Here is a 19,340-nt window from a genome sequence, read left to right as displayed (position 1 = left end):
CGGTCGTCGCTGGAGGGTCGTGCGGAGGTCTGGTTCACGATGGACCGCGGTCCGTTCGTCGAGGGGCGGTGCGCCCCGCGCCGTGCGGACCAGGAGCGGGATCAGACGTCGGCGACCTTGCGGCCCTTGTACTCGAGGAACAGCGCGGTGCCCGCGGAGTCCTCGACGACCTTGGCGCGGTGGGGAAGGCTGTAGACGACCTTGCCGTTCTCGATGGTCTTGACGAGGGTGGGGACCTCGGCCTTCCACTGCGAACGACGGGCGTGGGTGTTCGCGCGGGACTTCTTCCTCTTGGGAACAGCCATGATTCTCTCTTCTCTACCTCTAGTCGGATTCGGTGCGGGCGGTCGCGCCCTCACCGCTGTCTGCGGAAGCTCTGTCGGTGGAAGCTCCGGGCGCTGCGGCCCCGCCGTCCCCCTCGCTCAACCCTGCGAGCGCGGCCCACCGGGAGTCGCGCGGCGCCTCGGGTTCGGGCGTGGAGGAATCGGCCAGCCGCTCCCCCGTGACGGGGTCGAGGCCCGGACAGTCCGGCCGGCAGACCGGCTGGAACGGCAGCGACAGAACCACCGCATCCCTGACCAGAGGTTCAAGATCCACGTGGTCGTCGTGAACCTCATAGTCGAAAGCTTCGTCAGAAGAGTACGCGAAAAGTTCCTGGAACTCGACATCGACAGGCAGGGAGATGTCGGTCAGGCACCGGCTGCACTCGCCGTCGGCCCTCGCCGACACCTCGACACTGGCCAGGATCCCCTCGTGCACGGACTCGAGCCGGACGTCGAGATCGACGGCCGATCCCTTGCGGACCGCGACGATCCCCTCGCCGAACTGCTCCGGCGCCTCGAGCTCGAGGCGGTGCTCGCGCATCTCGCCCGGTCGCCTCACGAGGTCGCGCACGTTCACGGTGAACGGCGTCTTCTTGAAAGTAGTCACGAGGGTCCAGCCTACCCCTCCCGGCCCCCTCCGGGGCCGGAGGGGCCGGGAGAAGCCGGGAGGGGCGGAGTCCGGGCTCAGGCGCCGCCGGCCTCCAGCGTCACGTCGATCGGCGCGTAGTCGGCACCGCTCGTGTCCACTCCCTCGTCGGCGAGCTCCGCGAGCGCCTTCTCGACGTACTCGTTCGAGTAGGCGGTGGCGGGCGGGTCCGCGCTGATGATCGTCGCGCCCGTCTCGTTCTCCGTCTCCTTCGCGATGTCGACCGTCTGCTGCCACGCGGCCTCGTCGATCATCCCGACGCCGCTCGTCGAGGGCCAGATCAGCTTGTTGACCTCGTTGGTCATCCAGAGCTGGTGGCTGGTGCCGAGCGTGGATCCGGCCGCGGTGACGATGTCGGCCGCCGCCTGCGGGTCGTCCTTCGCGAAGATCCAGCCCTTGATCGAGGCCTTGATGAAGGCGACCGTCTGCTCGGCGTACGCGTCGTCGTCGGCGAGCCTGCCCGCGTCCGCCCAGATCGCGTCCTGGAGCATCGCGGTCCCGATGTCGTTCCAGCTGATGACGTTCAGGTCGTCCGGCTGGTACAGCTCGCCTGTGGCGGGGTTCACGGTCTCGAGGACCTGGGCGTACTCGTTGTAGGTCATCGCCTGGGCCGCGTCGATGTCGCCCGCGAGGAAGCCGTTCATGTCGAACTGCTGCTGCACCAGCGAGATGTCGTCGAGGGAGACGCCGTCCTTCTGCATGCCGGCGAACAGCTCCCACTCGTTGCCGTAGCCCCAGCTGCCCACGCTCTTCCCGGCGAGGTCGGCGGGCGAGGTGATCCCCTTGTCCTTGAAGGAGATCTGCGTGGTGGCGCTGCGCTCGAAGATCTGCGCGACGTCGGTGATCCCGGCCCCCTGCTCGATCGAGCCGAGGACCTTGGGCACCCAGGAGATGGCGTAGTCCGCGTCGCCCGAGGCGAGCACGTCCTGGGGGACGATGTCGCCGCCTCCCTCGGCGATCGTCACGTCGAGGCCCTCGTCCTCGTAGTAGCCCTGGTCGAGCGCGGCGTAGTACCCGGCGAACTGCGCCTGGGCCACCCACTGCAGCTGCAGGGTGACCGGCGTGAGGCCGCCGGAGCCGGAGTCCGACCCCGGGTCGGAGCCGCCGGAGGCGCTGCAGCCGGTGAGCGCGAGGCCCACGGCCGCGAAGGCGGCGGTCGTCGTCAGGGTGATGCGGGTGCGTCTGGTCACGGGTCCTCCTGGTGCGGTCTGCGGGGTCGCCGGTGCGGCGCGCCCCGTGGTGCGGCGGTGCAGGTGGTGCTGTGGTGCAGGTGGCGCTGATGATGCGGGCGGTGCGGATGGTGCGTCGGGTGGAGTCGGGAATCGGGAATCGGGAGGATCGAGGAGGGTGCGGGGACGCGCGGCGCCGCGCTCAGCGCAGCCGGCCGCGGCGCAGCGCGAACGCCTCGAGCGCGGCCGTCACGCAGTAGAACGCGAGGCCGACGAGCACAGCGCCCAGGACGTAGGCGTAGGCGAGCGCGTAGTCGCTGCCCGAGGCCGCCGTCGTGATCGACTTGCCGAGCCCGCCCACGGGTCCGCCGAAGTACTCGGCGACCAGCGCCGAGATCACCGCGAGCGAGGAGGCGATGCGCAGCCCTGTGAAGACGTAGGGCACTGCTCCCGGCAGCGTGATCGTGCGGGCGGTCTGCCAGGGGGTCGCCGCGTAGGCCTTCAGCAGGTCGCGGTGCACCGGAGCGGCCTGCCGCAGCCCGCGCAGCGTCGTCACGTACACCGGCACGAACACGGCGAGCGCCGCGACGAGCTGCCTCGCGGTCTCGGCGTTCGCTCCGAACATCGTGTAGAGCACCGGAGCGAGGGCGACGATCGGCACGACGGCGGCCGCGGCCACGATCGGCGCGACCAGTCCGTCGAAGACCCGCGCGAGCGCCGAGAGCCCGGCGACCACGACCGCCAGCACCGCGCCGACCAGCAGGCCGACCAGCGCGTTGCGGCCGGTCACCGCGCTGCCCTCGGCGACGGAGCCGAGGTTCGCGGCGAACTCCTGTCCGATCGCCAGCGGCGACGGGAGCACGAACGGCTGGATCGCCAGAGCGGTGACCCCGGCCTGCCAGAGCAGGACCGCGGCGATCCCGAGCACGAGCGGCGCGAGCACGCTGCGCGCCAGCGCCGTCGTGCTCACCGGTTCTCCACTCCGCGCGGCACGGCGGCGGGATCGCCGTGCAGCAGCTCGCGCACGGCGCTCACGTCGCGGAAGAACGCCGTGTCCTCCCTGACCGCCGCGTCGCGCTCGGATGCTCCGGGGAGTCCGACCGGGAGGACGTCGCGGATCCTGCCCGGCCGCGGCGACATCACCACGACGCGGTCCGAGAGGAACACCGCCTCCGGGATCGAGTGGGTGACGAAGACAACGGCGGCGCCGGTCTCGCGCCGGATCCGCAGCAGCTCCGTCTGCATCCGCTCGCGGGTCATCTCGTCGAGCGCCCCGAACGGCTCGTCCATGAGGAGCAGGCGCGGGCTCTCGGCGAGCGCCCGCGCGATGGCGACGCGCTGCTGCATCCCGCCGGAGAGCTGGTCCGGGTAGGAGTCGGCGAAGTCGCCGAGCCCGACCAGCGCCAGCAGCTCGTCGACGCGCGAGCGCCGGGCGGTCGCGGCGACGCCGTGCAGCTCCAGCGGCAGGGCGATGTTCGCCCGGATCGTGCGCCACGGCAGGAGGCCTGCCTGCTGGAACGCGATCCCGTAGTCCTGGTCGAGCCTCGCCTGCCGGGCCGTCTTGCCGAACACGGCGATCGAGCCGGAGTCCGGCTCGTCGAGGTCGGCGATCAGCCGCAGCAGCGTCGACTTGCCGCAGCCGGACGGGCCGATCAGCGAGACGAACTCCCCCGCGGCCACCTCGAGCGAGACGTCCTGGAGCGCCGTGACGCTCGCGGCGCGGGCGGTGGTGAAGGTCCTCGTGACGGAGTCGACGACGACCGCGGATCCTGCAGGGCTCATGCGGGCTGCTCCCCTCGGCGGTACGGACGGAGGAGGGTGCCGAGCAGAGCGACGGCGCCGGCGGCCGCGAGGCCCACCAGCACCGCCCCGAGGATCGGCGCCCAGGGCTTGGCGGGGTCGCCTCCGGCAGCGGAGGCGAACTCGATGATCATGCGGCCGATCCCGCCGCGCAGGCCGATCGAGACCTCGGCGACGATCGTGCCGACGACGGCGCTGACCGCTCCGAGCCGGAGGGCCGGCAGCAGGTAGGGCACGCTCGCCGGGAGCCTCAGGCGCACCAGCGTCTTCCACCAGCCGACGCCGTAGACGTGCATCAGCTCGACCTGGTGGGCCGTCGGCGAGCCGAGCCCGCGGAGCGCCCCGATCGAGACGGGGAAGAACGCGAGGTAGGAGGCGATCAGGGCCACCGACATCCAGTTCTCCCAGGTCACCGGTCCGAGCTCGAGCTGCGACCCCCAGCGCCGCACCAGTGGGGCGATCGCGATCAGGGGCACCGTCTGGCTCAGCACGATCCAGGGCAGCACCGCCGACTCCGCCGTGCGGAACCGCTGCATCAGGAGAGCCAGGAGCAGTCCGACGACGGTGCCGACGACCCAGCCGACCGCGGCGATCCCGAGCGAGAAGGCACTCGCCCCCAGGACGGCCGACCAGAGCGCCGGGGCGTTCCGCGCTCCGGTGACCGGCTCGCCGAGCCGGGCCGCGATCTCCCAGAGGTGGGGCATCGCGATGGCGCTCGTGCGCGGGAGCACCGTGACTCCTCCGACGACCACCCCGGCCTCGGGCCCGAGCGCCTTCCAGCCCTCCCACACGAGCGCGAGCAGGAGGAGCCCGCCGGCGCCGAGCACGAGCCCGCGCGCGAGGGCCGGTCTCATGCGCGGGCCACGATGTGCTCGCGCAGCTCCGGGATGACCCGCTCGCCGTACACGCGCAGCGTCTCCTCCTTGTTGTCGTGCTGGAGGTATCCCGCGAACTGCGTCACGCCGATGTCGGCGAGCGCCCGGAGCTTCTCGATGTGCTCGTCCGCCGTGCCCAGCACGCAGAAGCGCTCCACGATCTCGTCCGGCACGAAGGCGGTGTGGCTGTTGCCCGCGCGGCCGTGCTCGTTGTAGTCGTAGCCCTCGCGCCCGGCGATGTAGTCCGTCAGCGCCTGCGGCACCGCTCCGGAGGCACCGTAGCGGCCCACGATGTCGGCCACGTGGTTGCCGACCATCCCACCGAACCAGCGGCACTGGTCGCGCATGTGCTCCCGGTCGGTGCCGATGTACATCGGCGCCGCGACGCAGAACTGCAGCGACTCGGGATCCCGGCCGGCGTTCGCCGCCGCCTCCTTGACGGCGCCGATCATCCAGCGCGCGATGTCCACGTCGGCCAGCTGCAGGATGAAGCCGTCGCCGACCTCGCCCGCGAGCTTCAGGGCGAGCGGGCCGTAGGCGGCCACCCACATCTCCAGGGACGAGCCCCGGCTCCACGGGAACTGCAGCGTCTGGCCGTTGTACTCGACCGGACGGCTGTTGGCGAGCTCGCGGATGACGTGGATCGACTCCCGCAGCGTCTTGAGCGTCGTCGGAGCTCCTCCGGTCACCCTCACCGCGGAGTCGCCGCGGCCGATGCCGCACACCGTGCGGTTCCCGTACATCTCGTTGAGCGTCGCGTGCAGCGAGGCGATGACCGTCCAGTCGCGCGTGGCGGGGTTGGTGACCATCGGGCCGACCGTGATCCGGTGCGTCCTCTCGAGGATCTGCGAGTAGATCACGTAGGGCTCCTGCCAGAGCAGGTGCGAGTCGAAGGTCCACGCGTAGTCGAAGCCGTGCGTCTCCGCGAGGACGGCGAGCGCGACGGTGCGCGAGGCGGGCGGGTTGGTCTGGAGGACGACTCCGAAGTCCATGGGGTTCCTTCTGCTCGATCAGGTGCTGGCTCGGATCGGGTGCCGGCTCAGATCAGGTACTGGCTCAGACCGCGCGGGATGTACGCACCGTCGCCCTTCGTGCCGACGTAGGAGCCGTCGTCGACGACGACCCTGCCGCGGGAGATCACCGTGTCGACGTGGCCGTCGATCTCGAAGCCCTCCCAGGCCGAGTAGTCCATGTTCATGTGGTGGCTGCGGCCCTCGCCGATCCCGATCGAGGTGTGCCCGCTCGGGTCGTACACGACGACGTCGCCGTCGGCGCCGGGCTGGATGACGCCCTTCCTCCCGTACATCCCGAACATCCGCGCCGGGGTGGTCGAGGTGAGCTCGACCCAGCGCGGCAGGGAGATCTGCCCCGACACCACGCCCTGGTACATCAGGTCCATCCGGTGCTCCACCGAGCCGATGCCGTTGGGGATCTTCGAGAAGTCGCCGATCCCCATGTCCTTCTGGCCCTTCATGCAGAAGGGGCAGTGGTCGGTCGAGACCATCTGGATGTCGTTGGTGCGCAGCGACTGCCACATGTGGTGCTGATGCCCCTCCGCCTTCGAGCGCAGCGGCGTCGAGCACACCCATTTCGCGCCCTCGAAGCCGCCCCACTGCTCACTGGACGCGCCGAGCTGGTCCTCCAGCGAGAGGTACAGGTACTGCGGGCAGGTCTCGCCGAACACGTTCATCCCGCGGTCGCGGGCCTGCGCGATCTGCTCCACCGCCTGCTTCGCCGACACGTGCACCACGTAGAGCGGCGCGCCGGTGAGGTCCGCGATCATGATCGCCCGGTGCGTCGCCTCCTCCTCCGCCTGCCACGGCCGCGAGGTGCCGTGGAAGTACGGCGCGGTGTTCCCGGCGGCGAGGGTCTGCTTCACCAGTTCGTCGATGAGGGCGCCGTTCTCGGCGTGCATCATCATCATCGCGCCGTTCTCCGCGCCCTTCTGGAACGCCCGGAGGATCTGCCCGTCGTCCGAGAGGAACACGCCCTTGTAGGCCATGAACAGCTTGAAGCTGGTCACCCCCTCGCGCATCAGCTCGTCCATCGCGACGAGCGAGGAGTCCTGCACGTCCGAGAGGATCTGGTGGAAGCCGTAGTCGATCGCGCAGTTGCCGGCCGCCTTCTCCTGCCACGCCTGGAACCGGTCGACGACGCTCTCGCCCGGGTACTGCACCACGAAGTCGACGATCGACGTCGTGCCGCCCCAGGCCGCTGCGCGCGTGCCGGTCTCGAAGGTGTCCGAGGCGGAGGTGCCGCCGAACGGCATCTCCATGTGCGTGTGCGCGTCGATCCCGCCCGGGATGACGTACTTGCCGCTCGCGTCGATCACCCGGTCGACGCGGGCCGCCAGGTCGAAGCCCAGCAGCGTGGAGCCGGGGGCGAGGACGGCGGCGATGGTCTCGCCGTCGATCAGGACGTCTGCTGCTCCGGTGCCGGTCGCGTTGACGACCGTCCCGCCTGTGATGAGGGTCTTCATCGGTCTTCCCCGTCTCGGTCTGCGGTCACGGCTTCGGGATGCTGGTGTACGACTCCGGCCGGCGGTCCCGGTAGAACTGCCAGTCGTCGCGCATCTCCTGCACCATGTCCATCTCGAGGTCGCGGATCAGGATCTCCTCGGCCTCGCCCGAGCCCCGCTCGCCGACGAACTCCCCCCGCGGATCGATGATCTGGCTGGTGCCGTAGAAGTCGACCGCGAGGTCGCCGTACTCGTTGTCCTCCCGGCCGACGCGGTTGGGCTGCAGCACGAAGTAGCCGTTCGCCACCGCGGCCGCCGGGCCCTCGACCTCCCAGAGGCGGTTCGACAGGCCGGGCTTGGTGGCGTTGGGGTTGAAGACGAGGTGGGCGCCGTTCAGGCCCAGCTCCCGCCAGCCCTCCGGGAAGTGGCGGTCGTAGCAGATGTGGACGCCGATCTTGCCGACGGCGGTGTCGAAGACCGGGTAGCCGAGGTTCCCGGGCCGGAAGTAGAACTTCTCCCAGAAGCGGTCCAGGTGCGGGATGTGGTGCTTGCGGTACTTGCCGAGGATCGTCCCGTCGGCGTCGACCACGACCGCGGTGTTGTAGTAGACGCCGGTCTGCTCCTCCTCGTAGATCGGGAGGATCATCACCACGCCCAGCTCCTTCGCGAGGGCCGCGAAGCGCTGCACGATCGGCCCGTCGGCGGGCTCGGCGTAGCGGTAGTACTTCTTGTCCTGGGTGATGCCGAAGTACGGGCCGTAGAACAGCTCCTGGAAGCAGACGATCTGCGCGCCGTCGGCTGCGGCGTCCCGGGCCATCTGCTCGTGCTTGTCGAGCATCGACTCCTTGTCGCCGGTCCAGGTCGTCTGGGTGATCGCTGCGCGGACGATGGTCATCGGTACCTCCATGCTCGGGCGTCCCTGTCCGGCTCCGGTGTGCTCCGCCGGGCGGTGCGGAGCCGGGGACGTGGACCCACTGTGGTCCCCGCCGGGCCCGAAGGCAATGACGGACCGTCCGGCTCCGGGGACAGGGCTTCATCGTCGGGGTTCGACGTTTCCCCGGTGTTTCCGGCGCGGATCCGCAGCATTAAGGCTCGCCGGGGGAGGAATCCGTCGGTGCCGCTAGCGTGGGCGGATGCGCATCACGATCCTGGCCGGAGGCGTCGGCGGCGCCCGCTTCACCTCGGCGGTCCGCGAGCACCTCAGCGATCTCGAGGCCGCCGGCGGCGAGGCGAGCGAGATCACCGTCGTCGTCAACACCGGCGACGACATGTGGCTCACCGGCCTCAAGGTCTGCCCCGACCTCGACTCGATCACCTACGCGCTCGGCGGAGTGAACGACACGGAGCGCGGCTGGGGGCGGGCCGGCGAGAGCGAGCGGGTCTCGGCCGAGCTCACCGCCTTCGGCGTCGGCTGGCCGTGGTTCACCCTGGGCGACCTCGACCTCGGCACCCACATCGCCCGCAGCTCGATGCTGCGCGACGGCCTCACCCTCTCGGAGGCGACCGCGCGGATCACCGCCCGCTGGCCGCTGGGGGTCCGCCTGCTGCCGATGTCGGACCAGGACGTCGAGACCCACGTCGAGGTCGACCTTCCCGGCGAGGGCGTGCGGCTCCTCCACTTCGAGGAGTGGTGGGTGCGGCTTCGGGCGTCCGCGCCCGCGCGCCGCTTCGTCCAGCAGGGGGTGGAGAGCGCCCGCCCCGCCCCGGGCGTGCTGGAGGCGATCGCCGACACCGACGCGGTACTCGTCGCCCCCTCCAATCCCGTCGTCTCGATCGGCACGATCCTCGGAGTGCCCGGGATCGCGGACGCCCTCCGCCGGACCTCCGCACCCGTCGTGGGCGTCTCCCCCGTCATCGGAGGCGCGGTGGTGCGCGGCATGGCCGACGCCTGCCTCGCCGCGATCGGCGTCGAGACCTCCGCCGAGGCCGTCGGCCGGCACTACGGAGCCCGGAGCGGGGGCGGCCTCCTCGACGCCTGGCTCGTCGGCGAGGAGGACGCGGACGCGGTCCCGGCGCTCGAGTCGGCGGGCCTCCGCGCCCGCTCCGTGCCGCTCTGGCTGACCGGCCGGGACGCCTCCGTGCGGCTCGCCGCCGACGCTCTCGCCGCCGCGAGGGGCTGAGCGGGGCCTCCTCCCCGGGGCCGCCCACCGCCTGTCGCAGCGCGGATGCGGTCACGCCTCCCACGGGGCGCCCCGTTCCCTTGTACGGTCGGAGGCGGACGAACTCCCCGATTCACCCCCGCATCGGATCCGGAGCCCCTCGGTCGCGCGCCCGACCGCGTCCTCACCACGTCTCCGAGCCCTGCGGAACCGCGTGCCGTCCCGTCAGGAGGACACCATGGAGCCCACCTCGAGGATCAGCACCGAGCGGATCGAGCCCGACATCGTGGTGATCCGCCCCGTCGGCAGGCTCGACCTGTCCACGGCGTGGGAGCTCGAAGCGGTCCTCCAGCGCGCGCTCGAGGCGGGAGAGGTCCGCGTGGTCGTCGACCTGGCGGCCGTCGAGTTCCTCGACTCGTCCGGGCTCGGCGTCCTCGTCGCCGGACTCAAGGAGGCGCGGAAGGCGGGCGGCGAGCTGCGCGTGGCCGCCGCCGGCGAGCAGCCCGCCATGGTGCTCGGCCTGTCCAACCTCGACCGCCTGCTCGGGAGCGCCGAGACCGTCGAGGAGGCCTACCGTGCCTGAGCGCTCCTTCGTCGTGCGCACGCCGCCCGAGGACGGCGTCACCGCCGTCCACGAGGCGCTCGAGGAGCTGTGGCTCGAGGAGCCGGGCGTCGCGCCGGTCGACCGGATGTCGTTCGAGACCGCGCTGGTCGAGCTGACCTCGAACATCGTCCAGCACGCCCGGTCGTACCGGCACATCATCTGCCTGGTCGAGATCCGCGTCGACGCGACCGAGCTGCGCGCCTCGCTCAACGACTCCGCCGAGGAGGCGCCCGCCGAGGTCGCCGACCCCCGCGACATGCCGGACGAGTGGGACGAGGCAGGCCGCGGGATCCCGTTCATCCACGCCCTCGTCACCGAGTTCTCCTACCGCCGTGTCGACGGGCAGAACCTCTGGGCACTCGCCCGGACCCGCACGTGAGCGAGCCGACCGAGCGCGCCCGCCTCGCCGCGATCGCCGAGCTCGGGATCGGCCTGAGCACCCCCCAGGAGCGCTTCGACAGGATCACCCGCGTCGCCCGCCGACTCCTGCGCGTCCCCCTCGCCGAGATCAACATCCTCGAGGAGTCGACGCAGTTCACGAAGTCGCCCCAGCGCTCGGCGCGGGCGAGCAGGATGCTGCGCGCCGACTCGATGTGCGACGTCACGGTCCAGCAGGGCGACATCCTCGTCGTCGAGGACGCCACCGCCGATCCGCGGTTCGCCGACCGCGGAGTCGTCACCGGATCCCCTCACGTGCGCTTCTACGCGGGCCGTCCGCTCGTCGTCGGGGACGGCCTCCGCGTCGGCACGATCTGCATCATCGACAGCGAGGTGCGCGGCTTCTCGGAGGAGGAGCGCGAGATCCTCGAGGACCTCGGCCGGTGGGCCGAGCGGGAGCTGCGCGAGATCGCCTTCTCCGGACGCGCGAGCGAGACGCAGGAGCGGCTCCGGCCCCAGCGCCTCGACCTCGGCGAGTGGAGCCTCGACTCGCTGACCACGCCGCTGCACGACGTCGCCGGCGACTACACGGCGTGGCGCCGCAGCGGGGACGACCTCTCCCTCGAGCTGGTCGACGTGATGGGCAAGGGCGTGTCGGCGGCGATCGTCGCCTCCGCGATCCGCTCCGCGTTCCAGGCGCGGCCGGAGCTCCCTCCCGCGGCAGCCGTCGAGGCCGTCAACCGCCAGCTCCTGCCCGACCTGACCGCGACCGGCATGTTCGCGACCGCGCTGATCGCCCGGGTCGACCTCGCGAGCGGCGCCGTCTCGTTCGTGGACAGCGGCCACGGCCTCACCCTCCTGCTGCGCGCCGACGGCACCACGGAGAGGCTCGCCTCCACGGGCGTCCCGCTCGGCATCGCCGCCGACGTCTCCTGGGAGGAGGAGCAGCGCGTGCTCGCCCCCGGCGATGCGCTCTTCTCCTGCAGCGACGGCCTGCTCGACGTCTTCGGCGGGCGCCTCGACGCGCTCGACCGTCTCGCCGAGCTGGTGCGGAGCAACGACGACCCCGCTCTCTTCGAGCGTCTGCATGCTCTCGCAGACGACGCTCACGACGATGTGACAGCGTTGGTGCTGCGGCGCTCCGCAGCGCCCGCCCCCTCCTGATCCTGATCGAAAGGACCTCCCCCATGCCTGGTGCACTCGTCCTCGCCGGCGGCGGCCTAGCCGGAATCGCCTGGGAGCTCGGCGTCCTCCGCGGCCTCGCCGACGCCTCCCCCGAGGCGGCCCGCCTCCTGCTCGATCCGTCGACGACCTTCATCGGCACCTCCGCGGGCTCCGCGGTCGCCGCGCAGCTGAGCACCGGCACCAGCCTCGACGAGTCGTACGAGGCCCAGCTCCAGGAGGAGTCCGCCGAGATCGGAGCGGACGTCGACGGTGAGCGCCTCCAGGCCCTCTTCGCCGCGGCCGTCGAGGGCGCGACCTCGCCCCAGGACGCGCGGCGCCGCATCGGCACCCTCGCGCTCGAGGCCGAGACGCTCCCCGAGGACACGCGCCGGGCCGTCATCTCGGCCCGCGTGGGCGACGCCGACTGGCCCGAGCAGCGTCTGCTCATCACCGCGGTCGACACGGCCACCGGTGAGCTGCGCGTGTTCGACCGCGAGAGCGGTGTCGGCCTCGTCGACGCGATCTCCGCCAGCTGCGCCGTCCCCGGGGTCTGGCCTCCCGTCAGTATCGACGGCGTCCGCTACATGGACGGCGGCGTGCGCTCCGGCAGCAACGCCGACCTCGCCGCGGGAGCCGACTGGGTCCTGATCGTCACTCCGCTGCCGGGAGTCGGCACGCCCGGCGCGGGCCTGATCCCGACCGGCGAGCTCGACGCCCTCGCGGACTCGCGGGTCGAGGTGCTCTACGCCGACGAGGAGTCGGTGCGCGCCTTCGGCCCGAACTCGCTCGACCCGGCCGTCCGCGCCGCCTCCGCCCGCGCCGGACGTGCTCAGGGCGCCCGGCTCGCCTCGCGGATCGCCGCGCTGGTCGGCGCCGAGTAGCCGGTCTCAGCGCCGCACGCTGTAGCGCGTGAAGACCGTGCCGTCGGCGAAGCGGTGCTCCTCGCGCAAGTCGAGGCGCGCGTGGAACCCGCACGGGAGGAAGTGGGTCCCGCCGCCCACCGCCACCGGCACCGTGTAGACCTGCACCTCGTCGACGATCCCGGCGAGCAGCGCGTGCCGGGCGAGGGTCGGCCCGCCGATCGAGACGTCGTGGTCGGCGGCGCTGACCTGCGCGGCGACGACGACCGGGTCGAACCCGCCCTCGACGCGGGTGCGGCGGGTCTCGGCCGACTCCAGCGTCGTCGAGTACACGACCTTGTCGGCCGCTCGCCACATCTCCTGGAAGTCGCGGATGAACGCGAACTCCTCCGCGAGGGCCCAGGTCTGCTCCCACGCGCGCATGACCTCGTACATGCGCCGCCCGTACAGGTACGTGCGCACTCGCCCCTCCCGCTCCGTGATGAAGCGGTGCACGGCGGGTCGCGGCTCCGCCCAGGCGAATCCGCCGTCCGCGTCGTTCACGTAGCCGTCGAGCGACGCGATCGAGCTGTAGATGAGCGCGCCCACGTCGGCCTCTCTCCGTGGCCGGCTTCGGGACCGCCCACGGGCGCGACCGTAGGCCTCCCGCCTCCGTCCGGCAATGTCCGCCGGGTCCTCTGGCGCGGATCGACGGGTCGATGCCGCTCCCGCCGGCGCTCCCGGCGGTCGGCGCCCCCTTCCGGACCGCGTACCGTGGTCGTGCCGCAGGGAGCGGCCGTGAAGGGTTCGGGATGAAGATCAGCCAGCTGCGCCACTTCGTGGCGGTCGCCGAGGAGCTGCACTTCGTGCGCGCCGCCGAGCGCCTCGGCATCTCGCGGCAGAAGCTCGACTCCTCCGTCGCCGCCGTCGAGCTCGACCTCGGCAAGCCGCTCTTCGAGCCCGGTGCCGCCGCCACGACCCTCACCGCGGCCGGGCGGCAGCACCTCGCCTCGGCCCGCGAGGAGCTCGCCGCGCTCGGCGACGAGCCGGAGGCGGCCCCGAAGTCGGGAGGCAAGGCCAAGGCCTCCAAGGGGACCGGGCGCGCCCCGATCGTCAAGGGCCAGCCGAAGCCCTACAAGCGCCGCCAGTCCCGCTGACGCGCAGTGTCCGATCGTCGGAGGTGGTGGGCCCTACCGGGCTCGAACCGATGACATCCACGGTGTAAACGTGGCGCTCTACCAACTGAGCTAAAGGCCCCCGTCGCGGGAGCACCCGCGGACGATCGACTCGATCCTACGGCAGGCGGAGCGGCCCCCTGCGGGCACTAGCCTCGGCACATGACCGCCGACAGCGACTCCCGGGCGAGGCGGCGCGCCGAGAGCCGCTGGCCCGCCTCCGCCGCGATCCTGGTGGCCGTCGCCCTGAACGTGGCCGGCCACAGCGCCGACACCTCGGTGGTCCGCCTCGTCGCCGCCGGCATCACGCTCGCACTGCTCGTGCCGCTGTTCGTCGTCAACCCGCACCGGCTCGACAGCGAGACGCGCTGGTCGCGCGGGGTCTCCATCGCCCTGGCGGTCGTGCTCGCCGTGGCGAACCAGGTGAACGTGGTCGCCGTGGTGATCGACCTCGTCGACGGGACGGCCGACGGCCCGCCGCTGCTGCTCACCGCACTCCAGGTCTGGGTCACCAACGTCGTCGCGTACGCGCTGCTGTTCTGGGAGCTCGACCGCGGCGGTCCGGTCGCCCGCGGAACGCTTCCCCGCACCGAGCTGCCGGCGGCCGACTTCGCCTTCCCGCAGGACACCTACCGCGACACCGCGCCCGAGGTCGCCGCGACCTCCTCCGAGCGCGCCGACTGGCGGCCCGGCTTCGTCGACTACCTCTCGGTCTCGACGACGAACACCATGGCGTTCAGCCCGACCGACACGATGCCGCTGTCGAGCCGGATGAAGCTCCTGATGATCGCCGAGGCGTTCACCGGATTCGTCCTGCTGGCTCTCGTGATCTCGCGGGCCGTCAACATCCTCAGCTGACGACCGGGGCGGTCCGCCTCCGGAGGGTCACACGTGCGCGGGGGCGAGCGCGTCGATCGCGGCGCGGTAGGCGTCGATCGAGCGCGGCTCGCCCGGGGCGGTCATGAACGTGTCCCGGATGACGCCGGCCTTGTCGATGAGGAAGGTCGCGCGGGTCGCGTAGCCCTTCGCCTCGGTGAACACGCCGTACTGCTTGGCGACGTCGCCGTGCGGCCAGAAGTCGGAGAGGAGCGTGAAGTCGTAGCCCTGCTTCTCGCCCCAGGCGCGCAGCGTGTGCTTGGAGTCGACCGAGATGCCGATCAGCTCCACGTCGGCGTGCTCGAAGAGGGAGAGGTTCTCGCGCAGCGCGCAGAACTCGCCCGTGCAGGTGCCGGAGAAGGCGAGGGGGAAGAACACCAGGGCGACATTGCGCCGCCCGTGGAAGTCGCCCAGCTGGATGCGCTCGCCGTACTGGTTCGCGAGTTCGAAGTCGGGAGCCAGGGTCAGCTTCTCGAGAGCCATCGGTCCGATGTCCTTCCGTGCGCACGAGAGTCGCGCGAGCACGAGGGGCAATGCTAGACCCGCTCCGCGCAGACTCCAAGGAACGGCCCGTCTCCCCCGATCACGGGCCGGTCGACGCGTCCCGTCTGGCGCTCTCCTACAGTCGTCGGCGCACATCCCTCGTGGATCACCACAGTGCGATTCCAGGTTCGGGGCACGGGAATCGCTAGGCTGACGGAGGTGCCCGCGCGCGGCTCGTCATCCGAGCCCCGGATCCGCGGATCCGCACCGCTTCATGAGAGTGATGTCTCGGGCACGATCTGCCCCCAGAGAGAGGTCGAGGGTGACTGTTAACGATCAGGACCCGTATTCCGTCGGTCACGTGGACTCGGACCCCGAGGAAACGTCGGAGTGGAACGAGTCGCTCGATGCGCTCGTCGAGGAGCGGGGCCGGGGTCGCGGGCGCGACGTCATGCTCAGCCTCCTCAAGCGCTCCAAGGAGCTCCACCTCGGCGTGCCGATGGTGCCCACCACGGACTACATCAACACCATCGCGCCCGAGAACGAGCCCGACTTCCCGGGCGACGAGGACGTCGAGCGCCGCTACCGCGCGTGGATCCGCTGGAACGCGGCCATCCTCGTGCACCGCGCGCAGCGTCCCGGCATCGGGGTCGGCGGCCACATCTCGACGTACGCGTCGAGCGCCTCGCTGTACGAGGTCGGCTTCAACCACTTCTTCCGCGGCCAGGACCACCCGGGCGGCGGCGACCAGGTCTTCATCCAGGGCCACGCCTCCCCCGGCCCGTACGCGCGTGCCTTCCTCGAGGGACGCCTGAGCGAGCACCAGCTCGACGGCTTCCGCCAGGAGAAGTCGCACCGGGGCGGCGGGCTCTCCAGCTACCCGCACCCGCGGCTCATGCCGGAGTTCTGGCAGTTCCCGACCGTGTCGATGGGCCTCGGCCCGATCAACGCGATCTACCAGGCGCAGGCGAACAAGTACCTCACCAACCGCGGCATCAAGGACGCCTCCGACCAGCAGGTCTGGGCGTTCCTCGGCGACGGCGAGATGGACGAGGTCGAGTCGCGCGGTCAGCTCCAGGTCGCCGCGAACGACGGCCTCGACAACCTGAACTTCATCGTCAACTGCAACCTCCAGCGCCTCGACGGACCCGTCCGCGGCAACGGCAAGATCGTGCAGGAGCTCGAGTCGTACTTCCGCGGCGCGGGCTGGAACGTCATCAAGCTCATCTGGGGCCGCGAGTGGGACGACCTGCTCGCCCGCGACACCGAGGGCGCGCTGCTCGACCTGATGAACAAGACGCCCGACGGCGACTTCCAGACCTACAAGACGGAGGACGGCGCCTACGTCCGCGAGAACTTCTTCGGCCGCGACCCGCGCGCCAAGAAGCTCGTCGAGGGCTACTCCGACGAGCAGATCTGGGGCCTGCGCCGCGGCGGCCACGACTACCGCAAGATCTACGCGGCCATGAAGGCCGCGACGGAGCACAAGGGCCAGCCCACCGTCATCCTCGCCCACACCATCAAGGGCTACGGTCTCGGCCGCAGCTTCGAGGGCCGCAACGCGACCCACCAGATGAAGAAGATGACGCTGGACAACCTCAAGTCGTTCCGCGACACCATGCGCATCCCGATCACGGACGCGCAGCTCGAGGAGAACCCCTACCTCCCGCCGTACTACCACCCCGGTCAGAACGACGAGGCGATCGAGTACCTGCAGGAGCGCCGCCGCGCGCTCGGCGGCTACCTCCCCGAGCGCCGCTCGAAGTACACGCAGCTGAACCTTCCCGAGGACTCGGCGTACGCGGTCGGCAAGAAGGGCTCCGGGACGCAGGAGATCGCCACCACCATGGCGTTCGTCCGCATCCTGAAGGACATCCTCCGCTCGAAGGACTTCGGCAACCGCGTCGTCCCGATCATCCCGGACGAGGCGCGCACCTTCGGCATGGACGCGTTCTTCCCGAACGCGAAGATCTACAACCCGCGCGGCCAGCACTACACGTCGGTCGACCGCGAGCTCCTCCTGGCCTACAAGGAGAGCCCGCAGGGCCAGATCCTCCACGTCGGCATCAACGAGGCGGGCGCCCTCGCGGCGTTCACCGCGATCGGCACCTCGTACTCGACGCAGGGCGAGCCGCTCATCCCGGTCTACGTCTTCTACTCGATGTTCGGGTTCCAGCGCACGGGCGACGCGATCTGGGCGGCCGGCGACATGATGTCGCGCGGCTTCATGATCGGCGCCACCGCGGGACGCACCACGCTGACCGGCGAGGGCCTCCAGCACGCGGACGGGCACTCCCCGATCCTCGCGGCGACCAACCCCGCCGTCGTGAGCTACGACCCGGCCTACGGGTACGAGATCGCGCACATCGTGCAGTCCGGACTCGAGCGCATGTACGGCGGGAAGCACACCGACCCGAACGTCATGTACTACATCACGGTCTACAACGAGCCGATCGTGCAGCCGAAGGAGCCGGAGGACGTCGACGTCGAGGGCATCGTCCGCGGCATCCACCGCATCTCCTGGGGTCAGTGGGACGGGCCGAAGGCCCAGCTCCTCGCCTCGGGCGTCGCCGTGCCGTGGGCGATCGAGGCGCAGAAGCTCCTCGCCGAGGACTGGGGCGTCTCGGCGGACGTCTGGTCGGTCACCTCGTGGAACGAGCTGCGCCGCGACGGCATCAAGGCCGAGCAGCACAACTTCCTCCACCCCGAGGACGCCGAGCAGGTGCCGTACGTGACGCAGAAGCTGGCCGACGCGAAGGGTCCCTTCGTCGCCGTCTCGGACTTCTCGCACCAGGTCCCCGACCAGCTCCGCCAGTTCATCCCGGGCGACTTCGCGACGCTCGGCGCGGACGACTTCGGCTTCTCGGACACCCGTGCGGCGGCGCGGCGCTACTTCCAGATCGACGGCCCCTCGGTCGTCGTGCGGACGCTGCAGCTGCTCGCCAAGCGCGGCGAGGTCGACCCCTCGCTCGCGGTCCAGGCGATCGAGAAGTACCGCCTCCTCGACGTCAACGCCGGCACCACCGGCAACGCGGGCGGCGAGAGCTGACGGACGAGTCCGTGCTCTCGCAGGAACCCGCACCGTCGAGTGCGCGGGGTCCTGCTCCTGCGGCGGAGCGTCCGGCCACCCGGCCGGGCGCTCCCCGCACGAAGGAGCAGACCCTCGCCTGGCTGCGCACCCTCGCCGGTGAGCTCTCGACGCAGACGATCAAGCGCCTCGCGGACACGCTGCCCTGGTACGGCAGCATGCCCCCCGGTCGGCGCTCGGCGGTCGGCCTCGTCGCCCAGGCCGGCATCACCTCGTTCATCTCGTGGTTCGACGACCCGTCGGCCACGCCGTGGATCGCGGCGGACGTGTTCGGAGCCGCTCCCCGCGAGCTGCTGCGCTCCGTCTCGCTGACGCAGACGCTGCAGCTGATCAAGGTGACGGTCGAGGTCGTCGAGGACCGGATCAAGAACGGCGGGGAGGACCTCCGCGAGGCGATCCTCCTCTACTCGCGCGAGATCGCCTTCGCCGCGGCCGACGTCTACGCGCGCGCCGCCGAGGCCCGAGGCCTCTGGGACGCGCGCCTGGAGGCGCTGGTCGTCGACTCGATCCTCACGGGCGAGGCCGACGACGAGCTGCCCAGCCGGATCGCCGCCCTCGGCTGGCACGGCCACGGCGAGGTCGCCGTCCTGGTGGGCACCGCCCCCAAGATGCTCGACGTCGACCAGCTGCGCCGCACGGCGCGGCACATGGACGCCGACGTGCTGATCGGCGTGCAGGGCAGCCGGCTCGTCCTGGTCATCGGCCGCGCCGAGCCGAGCGAGAACGCCACGGAGGAGACCGGCCCGCCGGTCGCGTTCCTCGAGATCGCGGAGGCGCTCGAGCCCGGCTTCGGGACGGGCCACCTCGTCCTCGGCCACGAGGTGCCGACCCTGGTCGAGGCGTCCCGCAGCGCCCGCGCGGCCCTCGCCGGCTTCGCGGTCGCCCGCTCCTGGCGGAACGCGCCGCGACCGGTCAACGCCGACGACCTCCTTCCCGAGCGCGCCCTCGCGGGCGACCCGCTCGCCCGGCAGAGCCTCATCACGCAGATCTACCGGCCCCTGCAGAAGCACTCGACCGAGCTTCTGACCACGCTGTGGGCCTACCTCGACAACGGCCGCTCCCTTGAGGCGACCGCCCGCGAGCTGTTCGTGCACCCGAACACGGTGCGCTACCGCCTCAAGCGGGTCGCCGAGGTGATCGGCTGGGACGCGACGGGCGCCCGCGAGGCGCTCATCCTCCAGTCCGCCCTCATCCTCGGCTCCATGAGCGACCCGGACGGCGCCGTCCGCCGGAAGCCGTCCCGCCGCTGAGGCCGTCTGCTCGCCGAACCCCTCCCGCCCCTGAACACTTGTAGACCCGCGACAAGCTCTTTGTGCTTTGTCAGTGGCTCCACGCGCCGCACGTGCGAGCGCAGATCGGAAGA

General features: G+C 71.3%; 20 protein-coding genes and 1 tRNA gene. 9 read left to right on the top strand and 12 right to left on the bottom strand.

The genetic code is table 11. The features are described 5' to 3' along the window. Positions 1 to 101: 101 nt before the first annotated feature. The 9 genes from rpmF to C5B92_RS11375 form a co-directional block, all read right to left on the bottom strand. The gene (gene rpmF / locus C5B92_RS11415) at positions 102 to 305 is read right to left on the bottom strand and encodes a 50S ribosomal protein L32 (RefSeq protein ID WP_104223482.1); all 204 of its coding nucleotides are present in this window, start codon (positions 303 to 305) and stop codon (positions 102 to 104) included. A gap of 19 nt (positions 306 to 324) precedes the next feature. Next, positions 325 to 864 carry a DUF177 domain-containing protein gene (locus C5B92_RS11410; RefSeq protein WP_104226701.1) on the bottom strand — a complete coding sequence of 180 codons (540 nt, stop codon included), beginning with the start codon at positions 862 to 864 and terminating at the stop codon, positions 325 to 327. Positions 865 to 1,007: 143 nt separating this feature from the next. Next, a complete protein-coding gene (locus C5B92_RS11405; protein ID WP_258061364.1) occupies positions 1,008 to 2,159 on the bottom strand; it encodes an ABC transporter substrate-binding protein in 1,152 nt (383 codons plus the stop codon). Positions 2,160 to 2,340: 181 nt separating this feature from the next. Further along, positions 2,341 to 3,108 (bottom strand): ABC transporter permease, encoded by a 768-nt coding sequence (locus C5B92_RS11400; RefSeq protein ID WP_104255715.1) that lies wholly within the window; start codon positions 3,106 to 3,108, stop codon positions 2,341 to 2,343. After that, on the bottom strand, positions 3,105 to 3,920 hold the full coding sequence (locus C5B92_RS11395) for an ABC transporter ATP-binding protein (protein WP_104226661.1): 816 nt from the start codon (positions 3,918 to 3,920) through the stop codon (positions 3,105 to 3,107). The genes C5B92_RS11400 and C5B92_RS11395 overlap by 4 nt, the downstream gene beginning before the upstream one ends. Beyond that, the gene (locus C5B92_RS11390) at positions 3,917 to 4,792 is read right to left on the bottom strand and encodes an ABC transporter permease (protein WP_104223479.1); all 876 of its coding nucleotides are present in this window, start codon (positions 4,790 to 4,792) and stop codon (positions 3,917 to 3,919) included. The genes C5B92_RS11395 and C5B92_RS11390 overlap by 4 nt, the downstream gene beginning before the upstream one ends. Then, positions 4,789 to 5,805 carry a TIGR03842 family LLM class F420-dependent oxidoreductase gene (locus C5B92_RS11385; protein WP_104238194.1) on the bottom strand — a complete coding sequence of 339 codons (1,017 nt, stop codon included), beginning with the start codon at positions 5,803 to 5,805 and terminating at the stop codon, positions 4,789 to 4,791. Before C5B92_RS11385 ends, C5B92_RS11390 begins: the two co-directional genes overlap by 4 nt. Before the next feature lie 47 nt (positions 5,806 to 5,852). Further along, a complete protein-coding gene (gene hydA, locus C5B92_RS11380; protein WP_104255716.1) occupies positions 5,853 to 7,292 on the bottom strand; it encodes a dihydropyrimidinase in 1,440 nt (479 codons plus the stop codon). 25 nt (positions 7,293 to 7,317) lie between these two features. Continuing rightward, complete coding sequence (locus C5B92_RS11375; protein WP_104255717.1) at positions 7,318 to 8,166, bottom strand: nitrilase-related carbon-nitrogen hydrolase; 849 nt, start codon at positions 8,164 to 8,166, stop codon at positions 7,318 to 7,320. Between the two features lie 238 nt (positions 8,167 to 8,404). Between C5B92_RS11375 and cofD the strand changes: the two genes are divergently transcribed. The 5 genes from cofD to C5B92_RS11350 all read left to right on the top strand — a co-directional run bounded on the left by cofD (position 8,405) and on the right by C5B92_RS11350 (position 12,397). Then, complete coding sequence (gene cofD, locus C5B92_RS11370; RefSeq protein WP_104255718.1) at positions 8,405 to 9,391, top strand: 2-phospho-L-lactate transferase; 987 nt, start codon at positions 8,405 to 8,407, stop codon at positions 9,389 to 9,391. 217 nt (positions 9,392 to 9,608) lie between these two features. Further along, entirely contained in the window at positions 9,609 to 9,953 is a 345-nt protein-coding gene (locus C5B92_RS11365) for an STAS domain-containing protein (protein ID WP_104255719.1), read from the top strand. Next, positions 9,946 to 10,353: an ATP-binding protein gene (locus C5B92_RS11360; protein ID WP_104223473.1), complete on the top strand. Its 408-nt coding sequence runs from the start codon at positions 9,946 to 9,948 to the stop codon at positions 10,351 to 10,353. The genes C5B92_RS11365 and C5B92_RS11360 overlap by 8 nt, the downstream gene beginning before the upstream one ends. Beyond that, on the top strand, positions 10,350 to 11,516 hold the full coding sequence (locus C5B92_RS11355; protein ID WP_181028810.1) for a PP2C family protein-serine/threonine phosphatase: 1,167 nt from the start codon (positions 10,350 to 10,352) through the stop codon (positions 11,514 to 11,516). Before C5B92_RS11360 ends, C5B92_RS11355 begins: the two co-directional genes overlap by 4 nt. Positions 11,517 to 11,539: 23 nt before the next feature. Next, entirely contained in the window at positions 11,540 to 12,397 is an 858-nt protein-coding gene (locus tag C5B92_RS11350; RefSeq protein ID WP_104255721.1) for a patatin-like phospholipase family protein, read from the top strand. Positions 12,398 to 12,403: 6 nt separating this feature from the next. On the opposite strand, the gene C5B92_RS11345 is transcribed toward C5B92_RS11350, so the two are convergent. Next, positions 12,404 to 12,964, bottom strand: a complete 561-nt coding sequence (locus C5B92_RS11345) for a dihydrofolate reductase family protein (protein ID WP_104226668.1) — start codon at positions 12,962 to 12,964, stop codon at positions 12,404 to 12,406. Between the two features lie 203 nt (positions 12,965 to 13,167). On the opposite strand from C5B92_RS11345, the gene C5B92_RS11340 reads away from it, so the two are divergent. Further along, positions 13,168 to 13,512 carry a LysR family transcriptional regulator gene (locus tag C5B92_RS11340; RefSeq protein WP_104255722.1) on the top strand — a complete coding sequence of 115 codons (345 nt, stop codon included), beginning with the start codon at positions 13,168 to 13,170 and terminating at the stop codon, positions 13,510 to 13,512. Positions 13,513 to 13,536: 24 nt separating this feature from the next. On the opposite strand, the gene C5B92_RS11335 is transcribed toward C5B92_RS11340, so the two are convergent. Beyond that, positions 13,537 to 13,612 (bottom strand) — tRNA-Val (locus C5B92_RS11335). Positions 13,613 to 13,692: 80 nt separating this feature from the next. Between C5B92_RS11335 and C5B92_RS11330 the strand changes: the two genes are divergently transcribed. Then, the gene (locus C5B92_RS11330) at positions 13,693 to 14,388 is read left to right on the top strand and encodes a hypothetical protein (protein ID WP_104226669.1); all 696 of its coding nucleotides are present in this window, start codon (positions 13,693 to 13,695) and stop codon (positions 14,386 to 14,388) included. A 27-nt stretch (positions 14,389 to 14,415) separates the two neighbouring features. Here the strand turns inward: C5B92_RS11330 and C5B92_RS11325 are convergent, their stop codons facing one another. Then, positions 14,416 to 14,889 (bottom strand): peroxiredoxin, encoded by a 474-nt coding sequence (locus C5B92_RS11325; RefSeq protein ID WP_104238203.1) that lies wholly within the window; start codon positions 14,887 to 14,889, stop codon positions 14,416 to 14,418. 322 nt (positions 14,890 to 15,211) lie between these two features. Here C5B92_RS11325 and aceE point away from each other — a divergent pair, with 322 nt between their 5' ends. After that, entirely contained in the window at positions 15,212 to 17,938 is a 2,727-nt protein-coding gene (gene aceE / locus C5B92_RS11320) for a pyruvate dehydrogenase (acetyl-transferring), homodimeric type (RefSeq protein ID WP_104247522.1), read from the top strand. Positions 17,939 to 18,060: 122 nt separating this feature from the next. Next, entirely contained in the window at positions 18,061 to 19,227 is a 1,167-nt protein-coding gene (locus tag C5B92_RS11315; protein WP_181028812.1) for a CdaR family transcriptional regulator, read from the top strand. Positions 19,228 to 19,340: the final 113 nt, after the last annotated feature.

It is taken from the genome of Rathayibacter sp. AY1A4, from assembly GCF_002930955.1.
Lineage (GTDB): Bacteria > Actinomycetota > Actinomycetes > Actinomycetales > Microbacteriaceae > Rathayibacter.
Note: the sequence above shows the minus strand (reverse complement) of the source record. Positions and strands in the feature narration are given on the sequence as shown.

Coding starts and splice junctions, on each gene's coding strand:
- rpmF (WP_104223482.1), bottom strand. CDS start 305: ATGGCTGTTCCCAAGAGGAAGAAGTCCCGCGCGAACACCCACGCCCGT.
- C5B92_RS11410 (WP_104226701.1), bottom strand. CDS start 864: ATGCGCGAGCACCGCCTCGAGCTCGAGGCGCCGGAGCAGTTCGGCGAG.
- C5B92_RS11395 (WP_104226661.1), bottom strand. CDS start 3,920: ATGAGCCCTGCAGGATCCGCGGTCGTCGTCGACTCCGTCACGAGGACC.
- C5B92_RS11390 (WP_104223479.1), bottom strand. CDS start 4,792: ATGAGACCGGCCCTCGCGCGCGGGCTCGTGCTCGGCGCCGGCGGGCTC.
- C5B92_RS11385 (WP_104238194.1), bottom strand. CDS start 5,805: ATGGACTTCGGAGTCGTCCTCCAGACCAACCCGCCCGCCTCGCGCACC.
- hydA (WP_104255716.1), bottom strand. CDS start 7,292: ATGAAGACCCTCATCACAGGCGGGACGGTCGTCAACGCGACCGGCACC.
- C5B92_RS11375 (WP_104255717.1), bottom strand. CDS start 8,166: ATGACCATCGTCCGCGCAGCGATCACCCAGACGACCTGGACCGGCGAC.
- cofD (WP_104255718.1), top strand. CDS start 8,405: ATGCGCATCACGATCCTGGCCGGAGGCGTCGGCGGCGCCCGCTTCACC.
- C5B92_RS11365 (WP_104255719.1), top strand. CDS start 9,609: ATGGAGCCCACCTCGAGGATCAGCACCGAGCGGATCGAGCCCGACATC.
- C5B92_RS11350 (WP_104255721.1), top strand. CDS start 11,540: ATGCCTGGTGCACTCGTCCTCGCCGGCGGCGGCCTAGCCGGAATCGCC.
- C5B92_RS11340 (WP_104255722.1), top strand. CDS start 13,168: ATGAAGATCAGCCAGCTGCGCCACTTCGTGGCGGTCGCCGAGGAGCTG.
- C5B92_RS11330 (WP_104226669.1), top strand. CDS start 13,693: ATGACCGCCGACAGCGACTCCCGGGCGAGGCGGCGCGCCGAGAGCCGC.
- C5B92_RS11325 (WP_104238203.1), bottom strand. CDS start 14,889: ATGGCTCTCGAGAAGCTGACCCTGGCTCCCGACTTCGAACTCGCGAAC.